The following is a 21,720-nucleotide window of genomic DNA, read 5'->3' on the forward strand; positions in this document are numbered from 1 at the left end:
TCTTTATCTGTACAAATACAGGTGAATCACTTAATTTATTACATATAAGTTATCCTGCAAAACTGTGCACGGAATGTCGGGTAGATACATTTCGCTCCTGTTATTCTTTTGTTAAAGGAGGTCAAATAAATGGATTCGCTTAAAAGGATGAATAGCGCATTAACGTATATTGAAGAAAACCTCACGAACGATATTGATTTCAAAGAAGCAGCAAGGCTTGCTTTCTGCTCTGAATATCATTTTAAAAGGATGTTTTCCTTCCTTGCAGGTATTTCATTATCGGAATATATTCGTCGACGACGTCTTACTCTTGCAGCTTTTGAACTTAAAGACAGCAGCGTAAAGGTGATTGATCTTGCAATAAAATACGGTTATCACTCACCAGATTCTTTCGCACGAGCATTTAAACATTTGCATGGCATAAGACCATCAGAAGCTAAACATAATGGCCATTCACTTAAAGCTTATCCGCGAATGACCTTCCAGTTATCAATCAAAGGAGGAAATGAAATGAACTATCGCATTGAAGAAAAAGAGGCATTTCGCATCGTCGGCATTAAAAAAAGAGTCCCTATTTTGTTCAAAGGAGTGAATCCTGACATTGCATCGATGTGGGAGAGTTTAGATGAAGCAGCAATCAATCAACTAAAAGAGCTTTCTAATGCAGCGCCTGTAGGACTCATTAGTGCATCCACGAACTTTTCTGAAGGCCGGACAGAGGAAAATGGAGAGCTTGATCACTATATTGGCGCAGCCACAACAAAACATTGCCCAAATCATCTATCACAGCTTGAAGTCCTTGCCTCAACGTGGGCTGTATTCGAAGCAGCCGGATCATTTCCGAATGCACTGCAGGAAGTATGGGGGCGGATTTATTCCGAATGGTTTCCATCGTCAAATTATGAACAAATTGAAGGCCCAGAAATACTGTGGAATGAGCATAAAGATGTAACATCGCCATCTTTTAAAAGTGAAATTTGGATACCCATTTCAAAAAAGTAATGTATCTTATAGGAAGGGGTCTCATCCCTTCCTCACTAACCCGATCTGCGGCAATATTGATGCCACTAATCTACGAATTGAGTTTTTTTATGAGCAGAGCCTTTCTTACAGAAAATCTAAATTGAGGTGTCCTATTGCGTTTTGATGCTCTGCATCGCGCCTCTTATTTCCCGCTTTAATGTCCGACCCTTTCTGCAATTGCTTCTGCAAAGTCTGACGTTAATGATTGACCTCCAAGATCTCCCGTTTTGATTCCTGCCTTCACGGTTTCCTGAAGTGAGTTTTCTATGCTTCTGTTCGTTTATTTAGAATTCAGATAATCCAAGACACGGTCAACTCTTTCATTGACTGAGTAATCTCCTTCAATTTTTAACACTGGACAAGATAAATCTGCCATCCAATGTTCGTGTAAAGCTTTACTTCTAACTTCCATTCCAGCATTATCATATAAAGATGCCCACTCTAAAAATGTTTTTGATTCTTCATATTTACTGCCGCCGGCTAACACTTCGTTTCCATAACGTTGAAATTCCCTATGCCTTAATCTCTCAAGCCGGATATCTTGCGGAATCCATAAGAAGATGACAAGGTCAAAATCACTTTTTAGATCATCGCCCCAGCGGCACACTGCGCCGGAAAGAATCCATTTCTCATTTATTGTTAAGTCTTTTTCAAGCAGCTTTCTTCTTTCAGGAATTTCTCTTTTTTTAGTGAATTTATCTGTCCAATAGTAATCATCAGTATCAAGATGCGTATGAGGCAAATGCTTTGATAATGCAGCACCCAATGTTGAAGTGCCGACTCCAGAGGCTCCCAGTATGTGAATATTATTTTTCATAGTTCCCCCCTCCTTATGAAGCAACGAAACTCCCTGTCCGCTGCATAAGGTTCTGACTATTATTTTAACATAAATCCCCAAAACCTTTGCTTTTCCAGGGGAATCCAGATGCGTGTTAAGACCATAATACTTACGAACTTCATGGTCATTTTCAAACAGAATGATTAACTTTTTCTCCGGCCTATTTTAATATCCTCATACACTTTTTCAAAAGTCTCGATTGGCAGTGAAAACTTAGTTGTTTTCTCGTTACGGTAATTGATCACAATCTCAATTTGATTATTTTTTTGTTCAAACTCAATAAGTGCATTCTCCCATTTATCTCTGATTGATATGATACAATTTCCATTTTTCTTTTCCTTTTTCTTATAAATGTAATTCACCTTAACTCTCCTTTCATTGATCGACAAAAGGTTTCGGAATAAGGAAGCTCCTCAAAAAAGGATCAAAACTTTTATCAAGTTTGATCCTTTTCCCTTTTTAGTCATTTCTCCGCGAACGTTTATAGACATTCAGAGTTACCAGCCAGCTCATAACGATGATTCCTGCAAATAGGACCAGCATATTACTGTACAAATAAGCGGAATGATCAGCGTTAACAGGCAGCAGCCTTTGATCCAGCAAACGGATCGATAATAAACCGCCTGCAATCGCAATGCCCGTTCCCTCTGATAGAAAGCTCGTAAAATTAAGCAAACTCATTCCGGCCCCGGCTTCCTTTTGTTTTAAACTGCCAGACACAATTGTAGATATAACCGTTTTTGTGAAGGAGAGCCCCCCAAAAACAAAAACGATTATAACGGTCATGAGCCAAGGTGTCGCATCTATAAAAAAGGCAGCGATTAAAAAGCTGGAAGACATCAATACAATCCCAATGGTGAGCACATATAAAGAACCTTTCCGATCAACAAGCAATCCTCCAATGTAACCGAAGATGATGACGCTCATCGTCCCGGGGAACATAATCCCGCTTCCAATTGCCGCAGTACTTAAATGGTGAACATCTTTCATCATATAAGGAACCATAGACACAAATCCTGCAGCAGTGCCGAATATCAGGCCTCCGCAAAGGACGCCCATCATAAACAAGACATTTTTCCCCAGTGCAGGGTCAACAAAGGGATCTTGAGTTTTCCTAATATGTTTCACAAATATCAGGAAAGCTAGAATACTGATGGTCAGAAAAGACATTCTATATGACGTTGTAAACAGCAGAAAAAATACGATGCCTGCAGACATTAATATAATCCCCGCCATATCAAAGCGCCCGCTGATTCTTTCTTCCTTTTCAAGCAGTTTTATCAGGAATGGAACAGTGATAACTGTTGCTGTTGGAATAAGCAGCAAATATGACCAGTGAATATAATGAGCGATCATTCCGCCAATAGCTGGTCCGACACCTTCCCCCATTGCCACCAGCGACCCGATCAGACCAAATGCTTTACCCCTGTTTTCTGTCGGAATATAGCGTACGACTGCAACCATTACAAGTGCCGGGAATGCGGCAGCACCAGCCCCTTGAATAAATCGGGCCAGAATGAGTACAGAAAAGAAAGAGTGTCCGACAAATCCAATGATTGATCCGAAGCCATTGACCATAATCCCAAACAGGAGCAGCTTTTTGATGCCCAGTTGATCTGATAACTTCCCATACAGAGCAGTTCCGATGGAAAAGGTGAGCATAAAGGCTGTGTTCACCCAGTTTGCACTCGCTGGCAGTTTATGAAAATCGTTGGCGATATCAGGTAACGAGACGTTCAAAACCATTTCATTTAATACGCTGAAAAATGACAGAACACAAAGCCAAATGAACACTTGGTTGTGCCGTAAAGTTGATTGTGAATAAGGTGTATTCACAATTTCCCCTCCATTAATGAGGGCATACGCAGTTTATAGGGCCATTGATACGCTTCCCTCTTTTAATTGTACCCTGTTCATTTTTTTGCACTTCATACTTAACTCCCCCTGCATAGATTGATATATCTTATTATATACAGATTAAGGTATACAACAATAAGGCTCGATGCAAAAAAGAAAAATCCTCAATCCGATATTATGAATACATTGCGACACACACCCGCTATATGCTGTTGAAAAATTGCAATAACGCATTGTATCGGCCGCTCCTATGACAAAGTTATTTTTAGCATAAAAATGACAAGCTGAAACGTTAATATCTTGTGTTTCAAACATGAGACCGCATAAATGATTCTCCTTTGTCCACTCAATCGCTTTATGTAATAAAGCCGTCCCGACACCATTTTTTCTATTTGCAACGTCAATGTCTTCAATCAGTGCGTATCCATTCCAATTAGAACGAAGCTTACTCCGGCCGACACAGTGGTTCTCTGCGTAATAAAAAAAGACAACTTTATCCTCTTCTTCAATATAACTGACATCAATTTCTTCATCGTCATATTTTTTGACATAAGGTTCAGCAAATATCTCCTCTGTATATGTCCACACATTTTTCATATGAAGGGATGATTCTCCCTGAAACAACGAAAGGTTCGTTTGGTTTATTGAAGTCTTTCATATTGAATCGAGTCATTTTAGTTATCATAATAATCAACTTTCTGCATTTATTCACCTTGCTTTATATCTTTTTAACTGTGATTCGTGGCATTTCATGGTCCCGGTTTAATAACTCTAAGACTAAAACAAAAAAAATACCAACATCGATTGGTATTATCTATTCATTCGAGCTCTTACAACAACATCCTATTCCGGAGCTTCCAATCCAAACTTTTTCCATTCCTCTTTTGCCGGGCCATAAATACCCGGAACAGGTAAACCCGCCTGTCTCATAAGAACGGTCATTTGTCCCCGATGATGACTTTGATGTTGAATTAAAAACAGTAAAAGTGAACCATTGGGCAACTGCTGACCCATAAAGCTGATTCGTTCTTCAAGTGTATCGTCAATCCATTGCGTTTTTAACGCCTGCACGAACGCATTGCTTGCTTGATGATAGCCGTCTGCTATCAACTGGGCCGAAGAGGGAACAGGATAATCTTCAGCTGGGGCGCGAAACGTTAAATCTGTGTTTAATATGATGATGCGAATAGCAGCAACAGTATGCCAAGCAATACGGCCTAAAGTCCAGTTCTGTGAAGTGATTTCTTGTTTTAGTGATTTATCAGTCAGAGTATTTAATAGTTTCTGTGTCGCATCGGCTTCGAACTCCCAAGATTTCAAAAAATGGTCTAAGGTTTGAAACATAAAAATCCTCCTTTTTTCCATGTGCCTCGAGTTCAATAATCATGCTCCGTTAAGTAAAAAGAACAAAACTTTAAACAGACATGTCTAATGACATTTTTAACAGAAAGCCCGATCTGACAATAACATACAAAATAATAATCCAACAGATAATCGATAAAAAGAAGTATAGCTGTGCAAACAGGATTCTTCTATCTAATAGTTTCGCTTTGCAAAAGTCCATATCGTCTTAGTGATTGAACCGGAGATAAAACAGCTCCCCGTCATCATAGCCACCCAAATGAAAAATGTCGGCTCGGCACCTATTACAATAAACATAAATATCAAGGACAAAATGAAAACAATACCTACCATCATCCATACTTTTTTGAAGATGAAATATCCTAAAATCCCCAACAGAAAAGAAGCCGCCGGAAGAAAGATGAGAATGATATACGCAGGACTCAACAGCGGACTCATACAAACACCTCCTCATTATTACGTTCCATTCCATTTATTACATATTACACCAATATACTCAATCATATATAGATATTTATTTATTTTTAAAATATCGGGAGTGTATTAAAGAGGAAGTAATTGCAGAAAAAAAGCAGCCTTCGGATAGTCTGCTTTTTTTCGTCCCCTAGTAAGTCCTTGCGCACCGACTTCAGCACACGCGATTTACCCATTCGATGTCTTCATGTTCTGTTCCTGCAGCGCTAATATTCTCATAATCGTATGCATGACGCCGCTTTCCTCATTTGATTTAATGACAAAATGCGCCGCATCTTTTATTTCGTCAATGGCGTTTTTGACCGCAAAGCTGTAGGATGCCGCTTCCATCAATTCTTTGTCATTGCGTCCGTCTCCGAACGCCATTGTTTCATCGGGCGAAACCCCTAACAATCGCTGCAGTTCCTGTACGGTTGTTCCTTTGTGTATTCCGATATTTGATATGTCCATCCAGGTGTCTTCTGATGCTACGATATATAATTGATGAAAAAATTCATGCAGCTTTTCTCTCGTTTCCTGACAGTTGGCGTCGGGGTCATGAACCGTAATCTTGATAAAGTCGTCTTTTATCTCAGTGAAATCAGCTATTTTCGTTACATGAGCATAAGAGGCATTCACGAATTTCATTTCACTTTCAGACAGGTTCTCTTTCACCATCGCGCCTTTTTTTGTGCAGGCAATAATGCTGTGCCCGCAGCTGATTTTTTCCAAAACCTTTATAATTGACAGTCCCGCTTCATTGCTGATCAAAGATTCATATATGAATTTGCCGTTCTTTTTCATACGTGTGGCACTGTCTCCTAAAATCCAAAAATCCTTCGCATCTTCTCCGAATAAAGCCTCCACCCTTTCACACTGTTTTCCGGTACAGAGGGCGAAAGCGACATGCTGTTCCGCCATTACTCGTTTAGTCTCTTCAAATAATGTTCGGTCAAAATCGCCTTGATTATTTAAAAATGTGCCGTCTAAATCCGTAATCACTAACTTAATCATCGTTCAGCACCTCCGCAGTTAAAACGTCTTTTTCAGACAAACGGTTTTTCATCTTTGAGAATGGCATCAATCGCGTTTAAGACCCCTTCTTCATTGTTGGATTGCGTGATATGCGCGGCAGCCTGTTTAATGCTTTCATGCGCATTGTCCATGGCGACTCCGTATTTCACGGCGGACACCATCTCCAAATCATTCCCGCTGTCTCCGAAGGCCGCGCATTCTTCATCATTTATCCCCCATTGTTTCTGGAGAAGCTTCATCCCGCTTGCTTTATGAAGCCCCGGTATGATCAGATCTATGTCACCGTGCCCGCTTGATACAGGCGTCACGAAAGATCCGATGTCGTTTTTCAAATGGCTCAGCAGTGCGGAACAATGTTCGGCGGGGAAACTGATGGAAAATTTAAAAATGTCATCATCGATGTTTTCAAAATGCGGCACCCTTTTTAACACATGATAATACTTACCGGCATGCAGATATTCATCTTCTCCGGCATTTTCATGAATATACGCGCTATTTTTTCCGCAGACAATGACGTTTTTCACATCATACCGCTCTAAAGCATCGAATACCGCTTGTATTGTATCTTCAGACATTTTACCCGCGAATAATTCTTCTCCGGCATTCACGACAAAAGCGCCATTCTCAGCAACGAAAGCGATTTCACTTTCGATTTCCGGAAAGAAAGATTTCAGCTGGGCATATTGGTTGCCGCTTGCTACGGCAAATTTAATTCCCCGCGCTTTTAATTCACGATACTGATTCATAAAACGCTCTTTGTTATATGCCATTTCATCATTCAGAAACGTCCCGTCCATATCAACGGCTATCAGCTTAACACCCATATTGTCCTCCTTTTTTCAGACCCTTGAAGAAATGATTCGAATAGCGTATGAACGAATTATATCCGCACTTTATTCATCCCGTAAATCATTGGGTGACGTCTTGTTCTGAATGACACAATAAGTGATTTGTCACGTACATATAACGCTATGTTTCTTATAAAATGATATGTTACGATTAGATGTACATTCACCATTCTCATGAAAAGGAGAATCCCTCTGCATGTTCACACACGAAATGATTGCTTCATTTAACGAGCTTGAAACTTCTTTATACAACTACATCTCTCAAAACAGCGAGAAAGTCGTCTATATGCGGATCCGTGAGCTGGCAGATGAAACCCATGTATCTACGGCTTCTATTTTACGTTTCTGCAAAAAAATAAACTGTGAAGGGTTTTCGGAATTTAAGGTCAAGCTGAAAATGCATGCGGAGGCAAATAAAAAAACAAATGTAAAGAGCCCCCATCATTCCGTTGCCGAATTTTTTGAGAGGACAATGAGCGGGGGCATGGAAGAAAAGCTGAAGAAAGCCGCAGCCCTTGCGGCCGATGCAGAAAGCGTCATTTTTATCGGAGTGGGAAGTTCGGGAATTCTTGCCGAATACGGGGCCAGATATTTTTCATGCTTAGGGAAACTCTCCATGTACATTAAAGATCCTTACTTTCCGGTCCATTCCCATTTCCGCCAAAACAGCATAACAATCGCTCTGTCGGTTTCAGGTGAAGGCCACTCTACGGTCACTCATCTGAATCAGCTGAAACAAGAAGGCAGCCGGGTCATCAGTATTACAAACCATAAACACTCGACCATCGCCAAAATGTCCGATGTAAACCTTTCATATTACGTGACGGAAGAATGGGTTGAAAATGCGAATATCACCACCCAAATCCCCGCCATGTACATACTTGAATCCATGGCACGGGAAGTATACAAGCTGAGAGAATAAACACTCATGCAAAATACCCCCAGCAAGAGAACTGGGGGGCAGGAAAATCGATATGTTAAACAGCTTTGGCTGAACCAGAAACTTTAAACAGCCGAACAGCGGTTTTTCGTCTCGGAAATGACTTCTTCTCTATTCGTTACAGCCAAAATGTCTCTCCGAGCGCTAATGCTTTCAGTTTTTCCGGAGGTAATGCAAGTCGGTCCCATTCGCTGTGCAGTCTGCTTAATGCTTCCGGTCCTGTATCATCAGCAAGCCGGAATGCCCCGTAATGCATGGGAATGAAGCTGTCAGCCTTCAGCTCCAAAAACGCTTTCACGGCATCTTCCGGATTGATATGTGACACTTTCATAAACCATTCCGGTTCGTACGCGCCTATCGGCATCAGAGCCGCCTTAATATGAAACCTTTCTCCGATTTCTTTGAAGCCTTCAAAATAGCCGGTATCTCCTGCAAAATAGATGGATTCACCGTTTTCGCTTTCTATGACCCAGCCTCCCCAGTGAGAGGTATCGGTATCCCAAAGCGTTCTCCGTGTCCAGTGCTGGGCAGGCACAAATGATATGTTCACTCCCCGCATCTCAAAACGATCCCACCAATTCATTTCAAATACCTTTTTGCAGCCTTTTTTGATGAACAGCTTTTTCAGTCCTGCAGGCACGTAAAAATCCGGATTTCCTCTCAGTTTTTTTATACTCGGAAAATCAAGATGGTCATAATGCCCGTGTGAAATGAGCACGGCATCAATCTCAGGCAGTTCGCTCAATTCGTATCCGGGATCTGTCAGCCTTTTTTGAAAGCCCATCCGCCGCGCCCATACAGGGTCGGTGATCATGTTAAGCCCTTGTATTTGGATCAGAAATGAAGAATGGCCGATCCATGTAATGGCCGTTTTTGTCCGATTGATGGCAACATCATGAACATCCCTGCCGGCCGCTTTCGGAATGTTCTCGCTTAAGTCTTTACTTTTCTCTCTTCGTTCCTTCATCCATTTCCACATGTCCCTGAATCCATGTTCATTCTTCACGCCATTCAAGTTTTCGTATCTTTTTCTCATATCATTCTCCCTTGAAACGTGTATTTCGTTCGATTCATTGGACATTTATACAATGTCTGTAAAGGATGCCCGGCTTACTGCGGCTAAATCTTGAGGCGCTAATTTCACCTGCAATCCGATTTTCCCCGCACTGACAATCATAAACTCCAGTGTTTCGGCGGATTTATCAATAAAAGTCGGAAACCATTTTTTCATGCCGATCGGAGAACAGCCTCCGCGCATATAGCCGGTGATTCTCAAAAGGTCCTTCATGGCAATCATTTCTATTTTCTTCTCACCTGCTGCCTTTGCAGCCTTTTTCAGATTCAGTTCCTTTGCAACGGGAACAACAAAAACGTAATAACGCTCTGTTCCTGCCGATGTTACTAGCGTTTTATAGACATTTTCGGCGGGATATCCGATTTTCTCCGAAACGGAAAGGCCGTCTGCAGGCTGTCCCCCATCTGTTTTGTAACTTAATAGCTCATAGGAAATGTTTTGCTGTTCAATGATACGGACGGCATTTGTTTTAACTGTTTTTTTCGCCATGACGCTCCTCCGTTACCTGTATTTCTTTCTGTTTTATATGATCTATTTTAGCCGCTGCAATGAAGCTGTCAATTTGATGATGAAAGTTCATTTTCGGCTTCTCTCCTTCCTTCATAACCTATACGCATTAATTCCATAGTTATTATAAATTAGGCACATTGAAATGAAAAGCGTACGATACACATATAAGCAACAGTGAGAAAAGAGGGACATTCATGACGTTTATTCAGCCTCATACAAAGGCGTACAGAAAGGCCAGCTTGGCTCTGTTTATCAGCGGATTTGTGACATTTGCCACGCTTTACACGACACAGCCGCTTTTGCCTTTGTTTTCGGAAGAGTTTCATATTTCCGCTGCGGCCGCCAGCTTAACTTTATCCATCTCAACAGCCGTTTTGGCATTTTCATTATTGGCAGCCGCTTCGTTATCTGACGGATTCGGAAGAAAAAAATTGATGGTGCTGTCGTTAACCGCCACTTCTGTTTTAGGTCTATTAACAGCGTTCAGTCCGGCTTTTCCGGCGCTTTTGGCGATGAGAGGTCTGCTCGGTATTTTTCTGGCAGGCGTTCCGGCTGTCGCTATGACATATGTAGGCGAGGAGTTTGATCCGAAGGGCCTCGGGAAAATGATGGGCCTGTATATCAGCGGCACAAGCATCGGGGGAATGAGCGGGAGGCTGTTAACAGGGCTTCTGACCGATTTATTCGGCTGGCGGCCGGCGCTTGCCATCATCGGTATTCTTTCTATAATATTAAGCTATTTGTTTTGGCGTTTTCTTCCGGCTCCGCGCCACTCATCTCAGCGGCATGCTGGCGTAAAAGCGGCATTTAAAGAATATGGAGCGGTCATACACCGCAAGCGGCTGCTTTTATTAATTTCTCTGGGGTTTATATTAATGGGGAGTTTTGTCACTTTATATAACTATATCGGTTTTCATCTAATGGCTGCTCCTTATCATTTGTCGCAGACTGTGATCGGCTTTATTTTTATCGTCTATCTCGCGGGAACGTTCAGCTCTGTCTATATGGGAAAAAAAGCGGACCTTTTCGGAAGCTCAAAAATGATTAAGATTGCGATTTTGATTATGCTGGCCGGTGCAGCGGTGACACTTTTGCCCCAGCTTGCCCTTAAAATTGCAGGCATTGCCGTGTTTACCTTCGGCTTCTTCGGCGCACATTCAATCGCAAGCGCCTGGGTCGGCCGGGCAGCCGGTGATCATCGCGCGCAAGCTTCTTCATTATATCTGCTTGCATATTATATCGGTTCAAGTGCGGCTGGGTCTTGCGGCGGTTTCTTTTGGACGCATTTTCATTGGATCGGCATCATTTCTTTTATTTCGGCTTTGCTGGTATTGTCTTATCCGATTTTATTTATGGCGGAATTCAAAAAAAGAAAACATAGCCGCCTGCATATAAATCAATAAAAACATTAAAGGTTTGTGTCTTTTGTCCGATAATAAAAATAAGGCCGGCACGATACTCCCTATAACTATTCCTTTTGATTCAGTAGATTTCAAATATCGTGCCGGCTTTCTTCAATTAAATAACATTCTTCATTTGCCTCACGCTTCTGTTACACACCTGCCCAAACATCTTTCGCATATCTTCCTTCTGCTTGCAGCTGTTCAAGCCAATTTAAGGAAACTTTTGAATCAGTGTTATGCACCTTTTCATACGCCTGAAGCAGTACGTTTTCCACAGCCGGAGCCATTTTGCTTCCGTCACCGCATATATAGAGATGGCCGCCTTGGTCAAGAAGCGCAATAATCTGTGCAGTCTCGCGAAGCAGGACATCCTGTACATATACTTTACAATCCTGATCTAACCTGGAATACGCCCGATGCACGGTAACAAGGCCGTTTTTCTCCGCCTGGTCGAATTCATCTTTGTACAGGTCGTCTTCTTCAGGATGCCTGCAGCCGAAGTATAAATGAGCTTCGCCCAGGCTGTGACCGGACATTTTTTCGGCAGCCCGCGCCTGGATAAAGCCCCTGAACGGCGCAATTCCGGTGCCCGCCCCGACCATAATGAGAGGTGTTTTCGTATTTTCAGGCAGTGAAAAACCGGACTGCGGTGAGCGGATGAAACATACGGCATGATCGCCATTCTGTAATCCGGCTAAATAGTTCGAAGCCACGCCCCGGTATTCTCCACGGCCGCTCCACGCCGGAGCCGTCACAACGCCGACTGTGATACTGAGCTCTCCGCTTTTTGCCTTCGGTGAGCTTGAGATTGAATAATAGCGCGCCTTCAATGACGGCAGAAGTTCTAAAAAGCGTGCAAACGGCAGTTCACAAGCCGGATATTCTTCAAGCAGATCAAGCATGGTCATTCGTTTTTTCAGCACGTTTTCTTTATATGCCGCGTCATCAGAATAAAGATGCTCCAATTCTTTTTGGTGCGGCGGGCATACGGTATGAGCCGCGAGTTCGCGAAGCTGGGCTCTCGTTGCCGGTTCCTGCAGCTCTACATGTGACGCCAAAATCTCCGGCGCATTAACTGCCCGGTCCATTGGGAGATGAGGCAACTGCCGCCCCTTGATCTTAAAGGGCTGATTCGGATCAAGACCGAACCGGCGAATAACACGGCTGATCAGTTTCCCGCTGTTTTGCGGAAGCACCCCAAGATGGTCTCCTTCCTGATAAGTTTCTGTTTCCGGAAGACGCAGCTCAATATGCCGGACTGAGCGCTTGCTGCTTTCGGTATGAAGCTCTTTGTTTGTAATCACTTCCGCCTCAAATGCTTTATACGTTTTGGCAATCGGCGTTTCAGCTGCTTCACTTACGTATTCTATTGATAACTGTGATTTATTCTGCTGTTTTGGAGCGGCTTCTATATGAAAAGCCTTGATGATGTCCTGCCAGAATGAGTCTTCCCAAGCTTCCTGACTGTACTCAAAATCATCGGCATTGTCGCCCTCTCCGAGAGAGGTCAGCCGTGCTGCCCCTTTTTCTTCAAGCACTTTGTCTATAAGGCGTGGGATCCTCTGGTAAGTGGCGGCCCAGTTGCGGTCTCCGCAGCCGAAGACGGCGTAAGAAACACCCTTTAATTCCTGGTCTTCAAGGGTTTCCATCCATTTCACAAAACCCGCCGCATTATCAGGCGGCGCTCCGTTGTAAGAAGCCGTAACAATAACGACAGCGCCTTTTACAGGCAATTTCCCGGCATAATCATCGAGCGGGCCGGTTTCAGTTGAAAAACCTTTGCTTCTGCCGATGTCAGCCAGCTCTTCCGCGATTCCTTCCGCAGTTCCTAAATTTGATCCGTAAAGAATGAGAAGCGGAGTTCCGTGAGACGGTATTTCTTCCGTTTTTTCTTTGTGACCGCTGTTTTCAGCTTTATGGTTCTGTGCGGGCTGCTGATTGGACACGTCCTTGTTTTTCACACGGATTTTAAAATCACCGGGCTTAATGGTTAAAGCTTCTTTAATCGTAAGCTCATAATCCGTGTGATCAATCAGTTCAAAGTGTTTAAGGACAAGCCCGAGCACCATTGTCGCTTCCTGAAGGGCAAACTGCATCCCGATGCATGCGCGCTGTCCGTTTCCGAACGGCTTATACGCATCGGCCGGAATTGCCGCGGGATCACTGAACCTTTCCGGGCGGAATAACTCGGCATCTTCTCCCCACGCGCTTTTATCCCGGTGCAGCTGCGGAGTCAGAATCGTCACCGGCTGTCCTTTCTCAATCGGATATTTTCCGCCGAGAACCGTATCTTCCTTCGCGTACAGGGAAAATGCCGGGGCAGTCGGATAAAGCCGCAATGTTTCGTTTAACACCATGCGGATATATGTCAGCTGCTGAATCTGCTTATATTCAGGTGTCTCTCCCGTCAGCACCCGTTCGGCTTCCTCAGCGGCTTTTTCCAATTTATCTTTATTTTTCAGCAGGCAGTAAATCGCGAATGAAAGCAGTCCGCTTGTGGTTTCATGCCCAGCGATCAAAAAAGTAATGATTTGATAGCGGATATTTTCATCATCCAGCCTTTCACCCGTTACAGGATCTTTCGCTTCAAGCATCAATGATAAAAGGTCAGACAGATTCTCATCCGGATTTTCCCTCCGCTCAGCAATAATCCGGTCTACGAGTTCATTCATCACTTCAATATCCTGCTGGAACTGATGCCTCGTTTTGATCATCAGCTTGTCCTGCAGGCTGTGTCTTTGTGATTGGCGCATTGCCTCCTGCAGCGCACGAAGCATGCTCGTGATAAAAGGGTGCTGTGTATCGCGGTAAAAGCTGTTAAAGCGGTAATGAAATCCGCACAGGCCGATTGTATCCAGCGTCAGGCGCGTCATATCTTCAGCGACGTCAATTTCTTCGTTCGGATTTAATCTGCTCCACTTCTGCACGAGCTGCATGGCAATATCAAGCATCATTGAGTGATAGCCTTTCATTGCTTTCTGGCTGAAACTCGGCAGTAAAATCCGATGCGCTTTCTGCCAATTCTTTTCGTTTGTCCAGCTCGTAAATAATCCGTCACCGCCAAATTCACGGACTTTGAGCAAGGCTTTGCTGAGGTTTTTGTCAAATCGCTTTTCATCACAGACTTCTGCCGCAAGTTCACGGCCTGATACAAAAACCCCGACAGAGCTCGGAAATTCAAAACGAAAGATCGGGCCGTATTCTTCGGCAATTTTCCAAAGCGATTGTGAAAGTTTTTCTTTTTCCAAGTGAGGGAGGTTTTTCAGTGGTCCGTATGTTTTCGGCTGCGGTATAGCGTTTAGCTGTTTCATATCGATCTTCCTTCCTTCGGCGAATAATTAATGAGTTCGGATGGCGTCCCAAGAACATTGCTCCAATTCTTTCAGAAACGGTTTTGTGATTTCAACGCTTCCCGTCCGGACAAGCTGATAGAGTTTGAGATATGCCCCCAGCAAAATCGCCATCAGCACATCGGACGGCAGATTCCGGAGCACGCCTTCAGACTTGCCGCGCTGAAAAAAGACGTCAAGCATCTGTGTGATTTCATCAAGAAGCTTACGGCTCGTTTCATTCAGAAAGTAGGCGTCCTTATTCGTTTCAAGAAAAAACAATGCATACTCGCTTTCCTTTGTAAAATCAATCAGGCAATAAAAAAGGTGATGGAACCCTTCTCTTACAGATATTTTCGAAAAATCAGTTTTGACTTTTTTCATAAAACGCTGCGCACTTTCCTGATACAGCACATTAACAAGCGTTTCTTTACTGTCAAAGTAACGGTAAATTGTGCCGGTTCCGACATCCGCCTGAGCGGCAATCATCGGGATCGTCGTTGCGTCAAATCCTCTCTCTGTAAACAAAGTAAGCGACGCTTTCATAATGAGTTCAACTTTGTTTGAAGCTGTCATCTAATCCCCCTTTTAAATACGGAATGAATATTCATTCCGTTTGTTCAAAATTTTTAATGTACGGTCATCTGATCATTATTGTATAAGAAAAAAACTTTTTTTAATATAAAACATGTGTGAAATAGCCAAAAATAAGGAAATATGCCCAAATTATAAAAAAGAGCTGCCATGACTTAAGCAGCTCTTTTATTTCCCAAGAAATATTCTATTTAATGGCAGTAATAAAATGGAATGCATCTCTGCTGACAACTGAAATGTCTCTGAAATGCTGATCACGCAGCACCTGAATTACATCATTTTCGCTCATTCGTGAAGGCTTCAAAACCATATAAAAGGACCCGTCAATTTGAAGCACGCGGTACACTTCTTTACATGCTGTCCGGTAATCGCTGACCGTTTCAGCAGTATGTAACGAGAAGACTTTATGAAAGCTGCGGTCGTCGAACGGAATGCTTTCAGGCCGCCCATGCTGAATGTTTCCGAGTCCGGCTTTTATGGCCGAACGGTTTGCGCGCTGTGTTTTCCGTATTTTACGTTTTGATGTTTCTATACTTTTAAGACTGCCCTTTTCAAGCTGTCCGATGATTTGTTTAAACATTGAGCCGTTTCCGGTTCCGATTTCCAGAATGCGGTCGTATTCCTGTATATCCATCATAATTTGCCGAATGACTGGTTGTGCCGGTTCTGATGTAGCAAAGTATTTCGCGCGCATTCGTTTTAATGCTGAAGATGTATGTTGCAACATTGTATAACACCCGCTTTTCTATTTCTGAGATTTATTATTCAGAAATAATATTACCTCCTATTAGTACGAGGTGCTAATTAGACGCACTTCTCTTCATAAATGTTTCGTTTTAATTGAAATTTATATCAGTTTTCATAAAAAAAAGACGGAAAACGTAGGTTTTCCGCCTGCTCTAATACCAATAATACGGTGTTATATATCTTGTCTGCCGGGAAAGCGCCGCCATTCTCTGACGGCGATACGGGTTGCCGTAGCCGTGTTTAAATGAATGGGGCATTGACGCATACCCGTGTCCGATAGATGGAATTTTGTTCTGCCCGCTCTGCATGCTATCACCCGCTTACCGATTTATCTTTCTTTACCATGGTATGCAGGCCGTCTGCGCGGTGACAGCAAAATTCCAGCTAAACCTGGTCCTTCTCCATTGTGTAATGATTCAGCAGTTCAATTCTGAACATGATGATCTCCTCCTTCTTCCCCAATTTGGCTCTTTTTGTTCACTCAGTTCATATAAAAATGTTTCATCTGGCGTTCTTTCGCTTCATTGTAAAACTCTTCGACCTGCTGTTCTCGTTCATATTCTTCAGCACTTTTAAAACGCTTTGAAATGGTCAGTGTCAAAAAGAAGAGATTAATGGTCATTATCGCTCACCCCCTTTCAATATCCGCACAAGCGAAAATAACCCGCAGCAAACTTCATATGTGCTGCGGGCAGACAAAATCCGCAGACAAAAGAAGCAGGTGCTTCTTTCCCTGCGGGGAGCTGCGAATGTCCTGATACTCCGAAATTAACGTGCTTGACAGGCAGAGGTTAAGGAAGGACACGAACTCTTCCACAGGCTGAATCGGTTCAATTTTCGGTTTTGCTTGCCGTTTAACGTTGTCATGTGACTCAACCTCCCTTTGCTTTTTTTCTTACTTTGTAAGTATATCCACCGTCTTCCAATTTGTAAACATTATTTTCAAGATTTGGACGGAAAATGTGCTGGAATTCCGCTTCAATTGTCCATGTTTTCCGGCATCTTTCTTACCTCAGGAAACTCTTTTCATCCCTTGTTTATTCTGATCCTTTTTTGAATATGCAATAAAATAAATAAGGCCGACAAACACTGCGCCGCCGATCACATTCCCGATAAAAGCCGGAATGAGATTAAGAATCAGATCCCCCCATGAAAAAGAGCCTGCAAAAATCGCAGCCGGGATGATAAACATATTGGCGACAACGTGCTGAAAACCGATTGCGACAAACGCCATAATCGGAAACCATATACCCGCGATTTTACCGGCTCCGTCTTCTGCCCCGAAAGAAAGCCAGACGGCTAAACAGACAAGCCAGTTGCAGCCGATCGCCGACACAATGACTTTTCCAAACGGCATATCCAATTTGCCTTGTGCGACCGCAATCGTTTTTTCCAAATACGGCCCCGTTTCAGTTAATCCGACAACATGTCCGAAAAAGTAAGCGACAAACAGCGCGCCGACAAGATTCATTAACGTCACGATCATCCAATTTTTCACTAAAGAACCGGCGGATATTCTTCTGGAAAACAGCGCCATGGATACTGACATCATATTTCCCGTAATCAGCTCCGCGCCGGCAAGAACGACAAGCACCAGTCCGACGGGAAACACGGCCGCGCCGATTAAACTTGACAGGCTGCCCCATTCTTTCGGAAGATCTCCGATGACACGGATATCAAGCAAATAACCGAGTGCGATAAACGCTCCTCCTAAAAATCCTAATACGATCAGTGCTGAAAGCGGTGATTGCACCTTTTTTACCCCTGATTCGACCGCAAGCTCCGCTATTTCGTCCGGTTTACGAAAAGCCATCATTAAACCCCTCCATTATCAATTCATCCGGCAGTTTTCAAAAGGAACTTAATAAAAAAGGCAGCATTCAAACAGCCCGTCTGAAACGGGTGTGAATGCTGCCTAACTTGTATGCATGCCCATACAACAATATCAAGCAGAATGAAAATGTTAGCTATAGAACATGTACAGCTCATGCACACATTCCATAAAAAATCGTCCTTAAGCCACTGCTGGCAGTTCATATCATATCAAATGTGACAATTTCGTGTCAATTGAATTTTTTCAGCTTTTGATTTCTTCACGCCGCTCTTCAATTGTTCGATCAAATACAAATACAGACACCGCAATATTCTCTTCGATCTTGATGTCTGAAAACAGATGCACGAGTTTTGCCCCGATGAGCTCTTCCATTCCTTCAGGCGTTTGTTTGGAATACAGCTCCTGAATTAAGCTGGTCCGCGCGGCGTGAACCATTTCCCTTCCTTCAGGGGTGCGTGCGATAAACTGCTCACTTGCGCTTAAATTGCCGTAAAGCGTAGATACCGCCATGTTATCCACAAAAACGGTGTGAATTCGTTCCGGCCCTTTTCCAAATAATTCTTTGCGCAATTTCCGGATAATATCGTTAAATTCATGAATTTTTTTAGACATATTGTCCCCTCCGATTTCAGCCGATGAAAGACATTCCCGGTTCCCCTTTGCAGCATTTCACCTGGTTAAAGTTTTCCTTTCGTATTGTATTATAATAAATATCACCTTATAATAAAAGCAGTGAAGATGGATTCGTAATAGGAAACGTGTTATGAGTCTATCGTTTTATACAGATAGGATTGGTCTGTTAGTAAGACTTGCTAGTGAACTATTCCGCCATGCGTATTTATACCGATCTCTGCACAGGAGGCCGGTATCTATGTGCATGGCTTTTTTCGATTTTAAAAGATGGAGGGGAATTGGAAGTGACAGACGTTCAGTCTATCCGTGTCACAATCGACGGCACGGAGTATGAAGCACCAGAGGGGACTAAAATTTTAGATATTTTAAATCAAAACGGAATTGAGATTCCGCAAATATGCCATGTACCGGAAGTGGATCCGATTCAAACATGCGACACCTGTATTGTTGAAGTAAACGGAAAATTGCAGCGCTCTTGTTCCACCGCAGCAGAAAACGGAATGTCAATCTCGCTTACGTCAGGAAGGGTAAAAGAGGCTCAGACAGAGGCCATGGACCGCCTGCTCGAAAATCATCTGCTTTACTGCACAGTATGCGATAACAACAACGGAAACTGCACGCTGCATAATACAGCGGAAATGATGGGAATTGAGCACCAGAAATATCCGTATACACCGAAAGACGATTCAAAGTGCGCGGTGGATATGTCTCACCCATTTTACCGCTATGATCCGAATCAATGTATCGCCTGCGGCCAATGTGTGGAAGTGTGCCAAAACCTTCAGGTGAATGAGACCCTTTCCATTGATTGGGAGCGCGACCGCCCGCGGGTCATTTGGGACGAAGGCGTCGCCATTAATGAATCTTCCTGTGTCAGCTGCGGCCAGTGTGTCACTGTCTGTCCTTGTAACGCACTGATGGAAAAATCAATGCTCGGCCAGGCCGGATTTATGACCGGCATCAAAGAAGATGTCATGGAGCCGATGATTGATTTAGTCAAAAATGTGGAGCCCGACTATACAAGCATCTTCGCCGTGTCAGAAGTGGAAGCGGCTATGCGCGATAAACGGACGAAAAAAACAAAAACAGTCTGCACGTTCTGCGGTGTCGGATGCTCTTTTGAAGTATGGACAAAAGGTCGTGACATCCTGAAAATTCAGCCTGTTTCTGATGCTCCGGTTAATGCGATTTCCACTTGTGTCAAAGGGAAATTCGGCTGGGACTTCGTGAATTCGGAAGAACGGATTACAAAACCGCTCATCCGGAAAAACGGCGCATTTGTTGAATCGTCATGGGAAGAAGCCCTTGATCTTGTCGCTTCAAGACTCGGTTCGATCAAGGCCGAGCACGGCAACGGTTCTGTCGGTTTTATTTCTTCTTCTAAAATTACGAATGAAGACAACTACGTCATCCAAAAATTAGCGCGCCAAGTATTTGAAACCAACAACGTGGATAACTGCTCACGCTACTGCCAGTCACCGGCAACGGACGGCTTATTCCGCACCGTCGGTATGGGCGGAGACGCCGGCACAATTAAAGATATTGCAAAAGCGGGCCTCGTGCTCATCGTCGGCGCCAATCCGGCGGAAGGACATCCCGTTCTGGCCACACGCGTGAAACGCGCGCATAAGCTGCACGGACAAAAATTAATTGTTGCCGATCTGCGCAGAAATGAAATGGCTGAACGGTCCGACCTCTTTATCAGCCCGAAACAAGGGACTGACCAAGTATGGCTCATGGCAGTGACGAAATATATGATTGACCAGGGCTGGCACGATCAAGCGTTTATTGATGAGAATGTCAACTACTTTGAAGATTATAAAGAAACGCTGAAAAAGTATACATTAGAATATGCGGAGCGCATCACCGGACTTTCTCAGGATACGATCATCCGCATTGCCGAAATGATTCGTGATGCAGACGGCACTTGTGTTCTTTGGGGCATGGGCGTTACTCAAAATACAGGCGGCTCTGATACATCAGCGGCGATTTCCAATCTGCTGCTAGCCACAGGGAACTACCGCCGCCCGGGTGCCGGAGCTTATCCGCTGCGGGGACATAACAACGTTCAAGGCGCTTGCGACATGGGAACTCTCCCGGGCTGGCTTCCGGGATATCAGCATATTACCGATGATGCGGCCCGTGCTAAATTCGAAAAAGCTTACGGTGTCGAGATTGACGGCAAGCCGGGTCTTGATAATATTGAAATGCTCCATGCGATTGAAGAAGGAAAGATGAAGGCGATGTATCTTGTCGGTGAAGACATGGCGCTCGTCGATTCAAACGCCAACCATGTTCATGACATTTTATCCAGCCTTGATTTCTTTGTTGTGCAGGATATTTTCCTTTCAAGAACGGCGCAATACGCGGATGTCATCCTGCCTGCGGTTCCTTCTCTTGAAAAAGACGGAACATTTACAAACACAGAGCGGCGTGTGCAAAGATTGTATCAGGCGCTTCCGACACTTGGTGATGCAAAACCGGACTGGTGGATTATTCAGGAAGTCGCCAATCGTTTAGGCGCTGATTGGAATTACACGCATCCAAGCGATATTTTCTCAGAAATGGCGAGCCTTTCTCCGCTGTTCGGAAAAGCTAGCTATGACGTACTTACCGGCTGGAACAGCTTCCTGTGGGGAAGCTTTACGGGAGAAAGCACTCCGCTTCTTTATGAAGACGGCTTTAACTTCCCTGACAAAAAAGCCCGTTTTGCCCTTAGCGATTGGGTGGAGCCTGCCGTATTCCCTGAAGAATATGACTTGCACATTAATAACGGGCGGATGCTTGAACATTTCCACGAAGGAAATATGACTAACAAATCGAAAGGCATTCAGTCTAAAGTGCCGGGCGTATTTGTTGAAGTATCGCCGGAGCTCGCGGCTGAACGCGGAATTTGCGACGGAACAATGATCCGCCTCGTCTCTCCTTTTGGAGCGGTTAAATTGAACGCGCTTGTAACAGACCGCGTCCGCGCAAATGAGCTTTATCTGCCGATGAACTCTACAGATAAAGATTCGGCGATTAATTTCCTGACCGGGCCAGCGTATGATTCACGGACACATACGCCTGCCTATAAGCAGACAAAAGTCCGCATGGAAGTGCTCGGTTCCTGTGATACTCCGCCGCTTCCGAAAACGAATCCGCGGAACAAAAAACGTCATCCGCAAAATGGTGTGGAAGCTCAGCGAAAATGGAACCGTCCGGGCTATGTGCACTTAACGGATTAAGGAAAGGAGGAA

General features: G+C 43.8%; 21 protein-coding genes and 1 pseudogene. 4 read left to right on the forward strand and 18 right to left on the reverse strand.

Features of this window, described 5'->3' with window-relative positions; genetic code table 11:
- Positions 1 to 129 precede the first annotated feature (129 nt).
- On the forward strand, positions 130 to 1,002 hold the full coding sequence (locus AD710_RS01065; protein WP_049627069.1) for an AraC family transcriptional regulator: 873 nt from the start codon (positions 130 to 132) through the stop codon (positions 1,000 to 1,002).
- A gap of 301 nt (positions 1,003 to 1,303) precedes the next feature.
- On the opposite strand, the gene AD710_RS01070 is transcribed toward AD710_RS01065, so the two are convergent.
- The 9 genes and pseudogenes from AD710_RS01070 to AD710_RS01105 all read right to left on the reverse strand — a co-directional run bounded on the left by AD710_RS01070 (position 1,304) and on the right by AD710_RS01105 (position 7,392).
- Complete coding sequence (locus AD710_RS01070) at positions 1,304 to 1,840, reverse strand: ATP-binding protein (RefSeq protein WP_049627070.1); 537 nt, start codon at positions 1,838 to 1,840, stop codon at positions 1,304 to 1,306.
- A 164-nt stretch (positions 1,841 to 2,004) separates the two neighbouring features.
- The gene (locus AD710_RS01075) at positions 2,005 to 2,223 is read right to left on the reverse strand and encodes a hypothetical protein (RefSeq protein WP_049627071.1); all 219 of its coding nucleotides are present in this window, start codon (positions 2,221 to 2,223) and stop codon (positions 2,005 to 2,007) included.
- 97 nt (positions 2,224 to 2,320) lie between these two features.
- Entirely contained in the window at positions 2,321 to 3,697 is a 1,377-nt protein-coding gene (gene tet / locus AD710_RS01080) for a Tet(L)/Tet(K)/Tet(45) family tetracycline efflux MFS transporter (protein ID WP_049627072.1), read from the reverse strand.
- A 33-nt stretch (positions 3,698 to 3,730) separates the two neighbouring features.
- Positions 3,731 to 3,793, reverse strand: coding sequence for a tetracycline resistance efflux system leader peptide (locus AD710_RS20300; protein ID WP_134816631.1), 63 nt, complete (start codon positions 3,791 to 3,793; stop codon positions 3,731 to 3,733).
- 45 nt (positions 3,794 to 3,838) lie between these two features.
- Positions 3,839 to 4,403: pseudogene (locus AD710_RS01085) on the reverse strand (GNAT family N-acetyltransferase).
- Between the two features lie 158 nt (positions 4,404 to 4,561).
- Positions 4,562 to 5,062, reverse strand: coding sequence for a DinB family protein (locus tag AD710_RS01090; protein ID WP_049627073.1), 501 nt, complete (start codon positions 5,060 to 5,062; stop codon positions 4,562 to 4,564).
- Positions 5,063 to 5,254: 192 nt separating this feature from the next.
- On the reverse strand, positions 5,255 to 5,518 hold the full coding sequence (locus AD710_RS01095; protein WP_231595036.1) for a DUF2651 family protein: 264 nt from the start codon (positions 5,516 to 5,518) through the stop codon (positions 5,255 to 5,257).
- A 204-nt stretch (positions 5,519 to 5,722) separates the two neighbouring features.
- On the reverse strand, positions 5,723 to 6,547 hold the full coding sequence (locus AD710_RS01100) for a Cof-type HAD-IIB family hydrolase (RefSeq protein ID WP_049627074.1): 825 nt from the start codon (positions 6,545 to 6,547) through the stop codon (positions 5,723 to 5,725).
- A gap of 32 nt (positions 6,548 to 6,579) precedes the next feature.
- A complete protein-coding gene (locus AD710_RS01105; RefSeq protein WP_049627075.1) occupies positions 6,580 to 7,392 on the reverse strand; it encodes a Cof-type HAD-IIB family hydrolase in 813 nt (270 codons plus the stop codon).
- 220 nt (positions 7,393 to 7,612) lie between these two features.
- Between AD710_RS01105 and AD710_RS01110 the strand changes: the two genes are divergently transcribed.
- The gene (locus AD710_RS01110) at positions 7,613 to 8,338 is read left to right on the forward strand and encodes a MurR/RpiR family transcriptional regulator (RefSeq protein ID WP_045926778.1); all 726 of its coding nucleotides are present in this window, start codon (positions 7,613 to 7,615) and stop codon (positions 8,336 to 8,338) included.
- Between the two features lie 136 nt (positions 8,339 to 8,474).
- Here AD710_RS01110 and AD710_RS01115 read toward each other — a convergent pair whose 3' ends face one another.
- Positions 8,475 to 9,392: an MBL fold metallo-hydrolase gene (locus AD710_RS01115; protein ID WP_049627076.1), complete on the reverse strand. Its 918-nt coding sequence runs from the start codon at positions 9,390 to 9,392 to the stop codon at positions 8,475 to 8,477.
- A 45-nt stretch (positions 9,393 to 9,437) separates the two neighbouring features.
- Entirely contained in the window at positions 9,438 to 9,920 is a 483-nt protein-coding gene (ybaK, locus tag AD710_RS01120; protein ID WP_049627077.1) for a Cys-tRNA(Pro) deacylase, read from the reverse strand.
- A 215-nt stretch (positions 9,921 to 10,135) separates the two neighbouring features.
- Between ybaK and AD710_RS01125 the strand changes: the two genes are divergently transcribed.
- Positions 10,136 to 11,344 (forward strand): MFS transporter, encoded by a 1,209-nt coding sequence (locus tag AD710_RS01125; protein ID WP_049627078.1) that lies wholly within the window; start codon positions 10,136 to 10,138, stop codon positions 11,342 to 11,344.
- A 149-nt stretch (positions 11,345 to 11,493) separates the two neighbouring features.
- On the opposite strand, the gene AD710_RS01130 is transcribed toward AD710_RS01125, so the two are convergent.
- The 7 genes from AD710_RS01130 to AD710_RS01150 all read right to left on the reverse strand — a co-directional run bounded on the left by AD710_RS01130 (position 11,494) and on the right by AD710_RS01150 (position 18,460).
- Positions 11,494 to 14,655, reverse strand: coding sequence for a bifunctional cytochrome P450/NADPH--P450 reductase (locus AD710_RS01130; RefSeq protein WP_049627079.1), 3,162 nt, complete (start codon positions 14,653 to 14,655; stop codon positions 11,494 to 11,496).
- Between the two features lie 27 nt (positions 14,656 to 14,682).
- On the reverse strand, positions 14,683 to 15,249 hold the full coding sequence (locus AD710_RS01135; protein WP_016938851.1) for a TetR/AcrR family transcriptional regulator: 567 nt from the start codon (positions 15,247 to 15,249) through the stop codon (positions 14,683 to 14,685).
- A gap of 205 nt (positions 15,250 to 15,454) precedes the next feature.
- The gene (locus tag AD710_RS01140) at positions 15,455 to 15,994 is read right to left on the reverse strand and encodes a class I SAM-dependent methyltransferase (RefSeq protein ID WP_016938850.1); all 540 of its coding nucleotides are present in this window, start codon (positions 15,992 to 15,994) and stop codon (positions 15,455 to 15,457) included.
- A 172-nt stretch (positions 15,995 to 16,166) separates the two neighbouring features.
- Complete coding sequence (locus tag AD710_RS19730; protein WP_162829238.1) at positions 16,167 to 16,322, reverse strand: hypothetical protein; 156 nt, start codon at positions 16,320 to 16,322, stop codon at positions 16,167 to 16,169.
- Between the two features lie 173 nt (positions 16,323 to 16,495).
- Positions 16,496 to 16,636 carry a YrzI family small protein gene (locus AD710_RS18815; RefSeq protein WP_016938849.1) on the reverse strand — a complete coding sequence of 47 codons (141 nt, stop codon included), beginning with the start codon at positions 16,634 to 16,636 and terminating at the stop codon, positions 16,496 to 16,498.
- 390 nt (positions 16,637 to 17,026) lie between these two features.
- Positions 17,027 to 17,827, reverse strand: coding sequence for a formate/nitrite transporter family protein (locus AD710_RS01145; protein WP_045926805.1), 801 nt, complete (start codon positions 17,825 to 17,827; stop codon positions 17,027 to 17,029).
- Positions 17,828 to 18,091: 264 nt separating this feature from the next.
- Positions 18,092 to 18,460, reverse strand: a complete 369-nt coding sequence (locus AD710_RS01150; RefSeq protein WP_016938847.1) for a Na-translocating system protein MpsC family protein — start codon at positions 18,458 to 18,460, stop codon at positions 18,092 to 18,094.
- 305 nt (positions 18,461 to 18,765) lie between these two features.
- Between AD710_RS01150 and fdhF the strand changes: the two genes are divergently transcribed.
- Entirely contained in the window at positions 18,766 to 21,708 is a 2,943-nt protein-coding gene (gene fdhF / locus AD710_RS01155) for a formate dehydrogenase subunit alpha (protein WP_156187146.1), read from the forward strand.
- The last annotated feature ends 12 nt before the right edge of the window (positions 21,709 to 21,720 follow it).

This window comes from Bacillus sp. JFL15, from assembly GCF_001184225.1.
In the GTDB taxonomy this organism is placed as follows: domain Bacteria; phylum Bacillota; class Bacilli; order Bacillales; family Bacillaceae; genus Bacillus; species Bacillus siamensis.

Excerpts from the sequence above, each read along its gene's own strand:
- AD710_RS01115 (WP_049627076.1), bottom strand. The coding sequence starts at position 9,392 with ATGAGAAAAAGATACGAAAACTTGAATGGCGTGAAGAATGAACATGGA.
- AD710_RS01150 (WP_016938847.1), bottom strand. The coding sequence starts at position 18,460 with ATGTCTAAAAAAATTCATGAATTTAACGATATTATCCGGAAATTGCGC.
- AD710_RS01145 (WP_045926805.1), bottom strand. The coding sequence starts at position 17,827 with ATGGCTTTTCGTAAACCGGACGAAATAGCGGAGCTTGCGGTCGAATCA.
- AD710_RS01100 (WP_049627074.1), bottom strand. The coding sequence starts at position 6,547 with ATGATTAAGTTAGTGATTACGGATTTAGACGGCACATTTTTAAATAAT.
- AD710_RS01110 (WP_045926778.1), top strand. The coding sequence starts at position 7,613 with ATGTTCACACACGAAATGATTGCTTCATTTAACGAGCTTGAAACTTCT.
- AD710_RS01065 (WP_049627069.1), top strand. The coding sequence starts at position 130 with ATGGATTCGCTTAAAAGGATGAATAGCGCATTAACGTATATTGAAGAA.
- ybaK (WP_049627077.1), bottom strand. The coding sequence starts at position 9,920 with ATGGCGAAAAAAACAGTTAAAACAAATGCCGTCCGTATCATTGAACAG.
- AD710_RS01135 (WP_016938851.1), bottom strand. The coding sequence starts at position 15,249 with ATGACAGCTTCAAACAAAGTTGAACTCATTATGAAAGCGTCGCTTACT.
- AD710_RS01095 (WP_231595036.1), bottom strand. The coding sequence starts at position 5,518 with ATGAGTCCGCTGTTGAGTCCTGCGTATATCATTCTCATCTTTCTTCCG.
- AD710_RS01105 (WP_049627075.1), bottom strand. The coding sequence starts at position 7,392 with ATGGGTGTTAAGCTGATAGCCGTTGATATGGACGGGACGTTTCTGAAT.
- AD710_RS19730 (WP_162829238.1), bottom strand. The coding sequence starts at position 16,322 with ATGCAGAGCGGGCAGAACAAAATTCCATCTATCGGACACGGGTATGCG.
- AD710_RS01090 (WP_049627073.1), bottom strand. The coding sequence starts at position 5,062 with ATGTTTCAAACCTTAGACCATTTTTTGAAATCTTGGGAGTTCGAAGCC.
- AD710_RS18815 (WP_016938849.1), bottom strand. The coding sequence starts at position 16,636 with ATGACCATTAATCTCTTCTTTTTGACACTGACCATTTCAAAGCGTTTT.
- AD710_RS01070 (WP_049627070.1), bottom strand. The coding sequence starts at position 1,840 with ATGAAAAATAATATTCACATACTGGGAGCCTCTGGAGTCGGCACTTCA.
- AD710_RS01140 (WP_016938850.1), bottom strand. The coding sequence starts at position 15,994 with ATGTTGCAACATACATCTTCAGCATTAAAACGAATGCGCGCGAAATAC.
- AD710_RS01130 (WP_049627079.1), bottom strand. The coding sequence starts at position 14,655 with ATGAAACAGCTAAACGCTATACCGCAGCCGAAAACATACGGACCACTG.
- AD710_RS01125 (WP_049627078.1), top strand. The coding sequence starts at position 10,136 with ATGACGTTTATTCAGCCTCATACAAAGGCGTACAGAAAGGCCAGCTTG.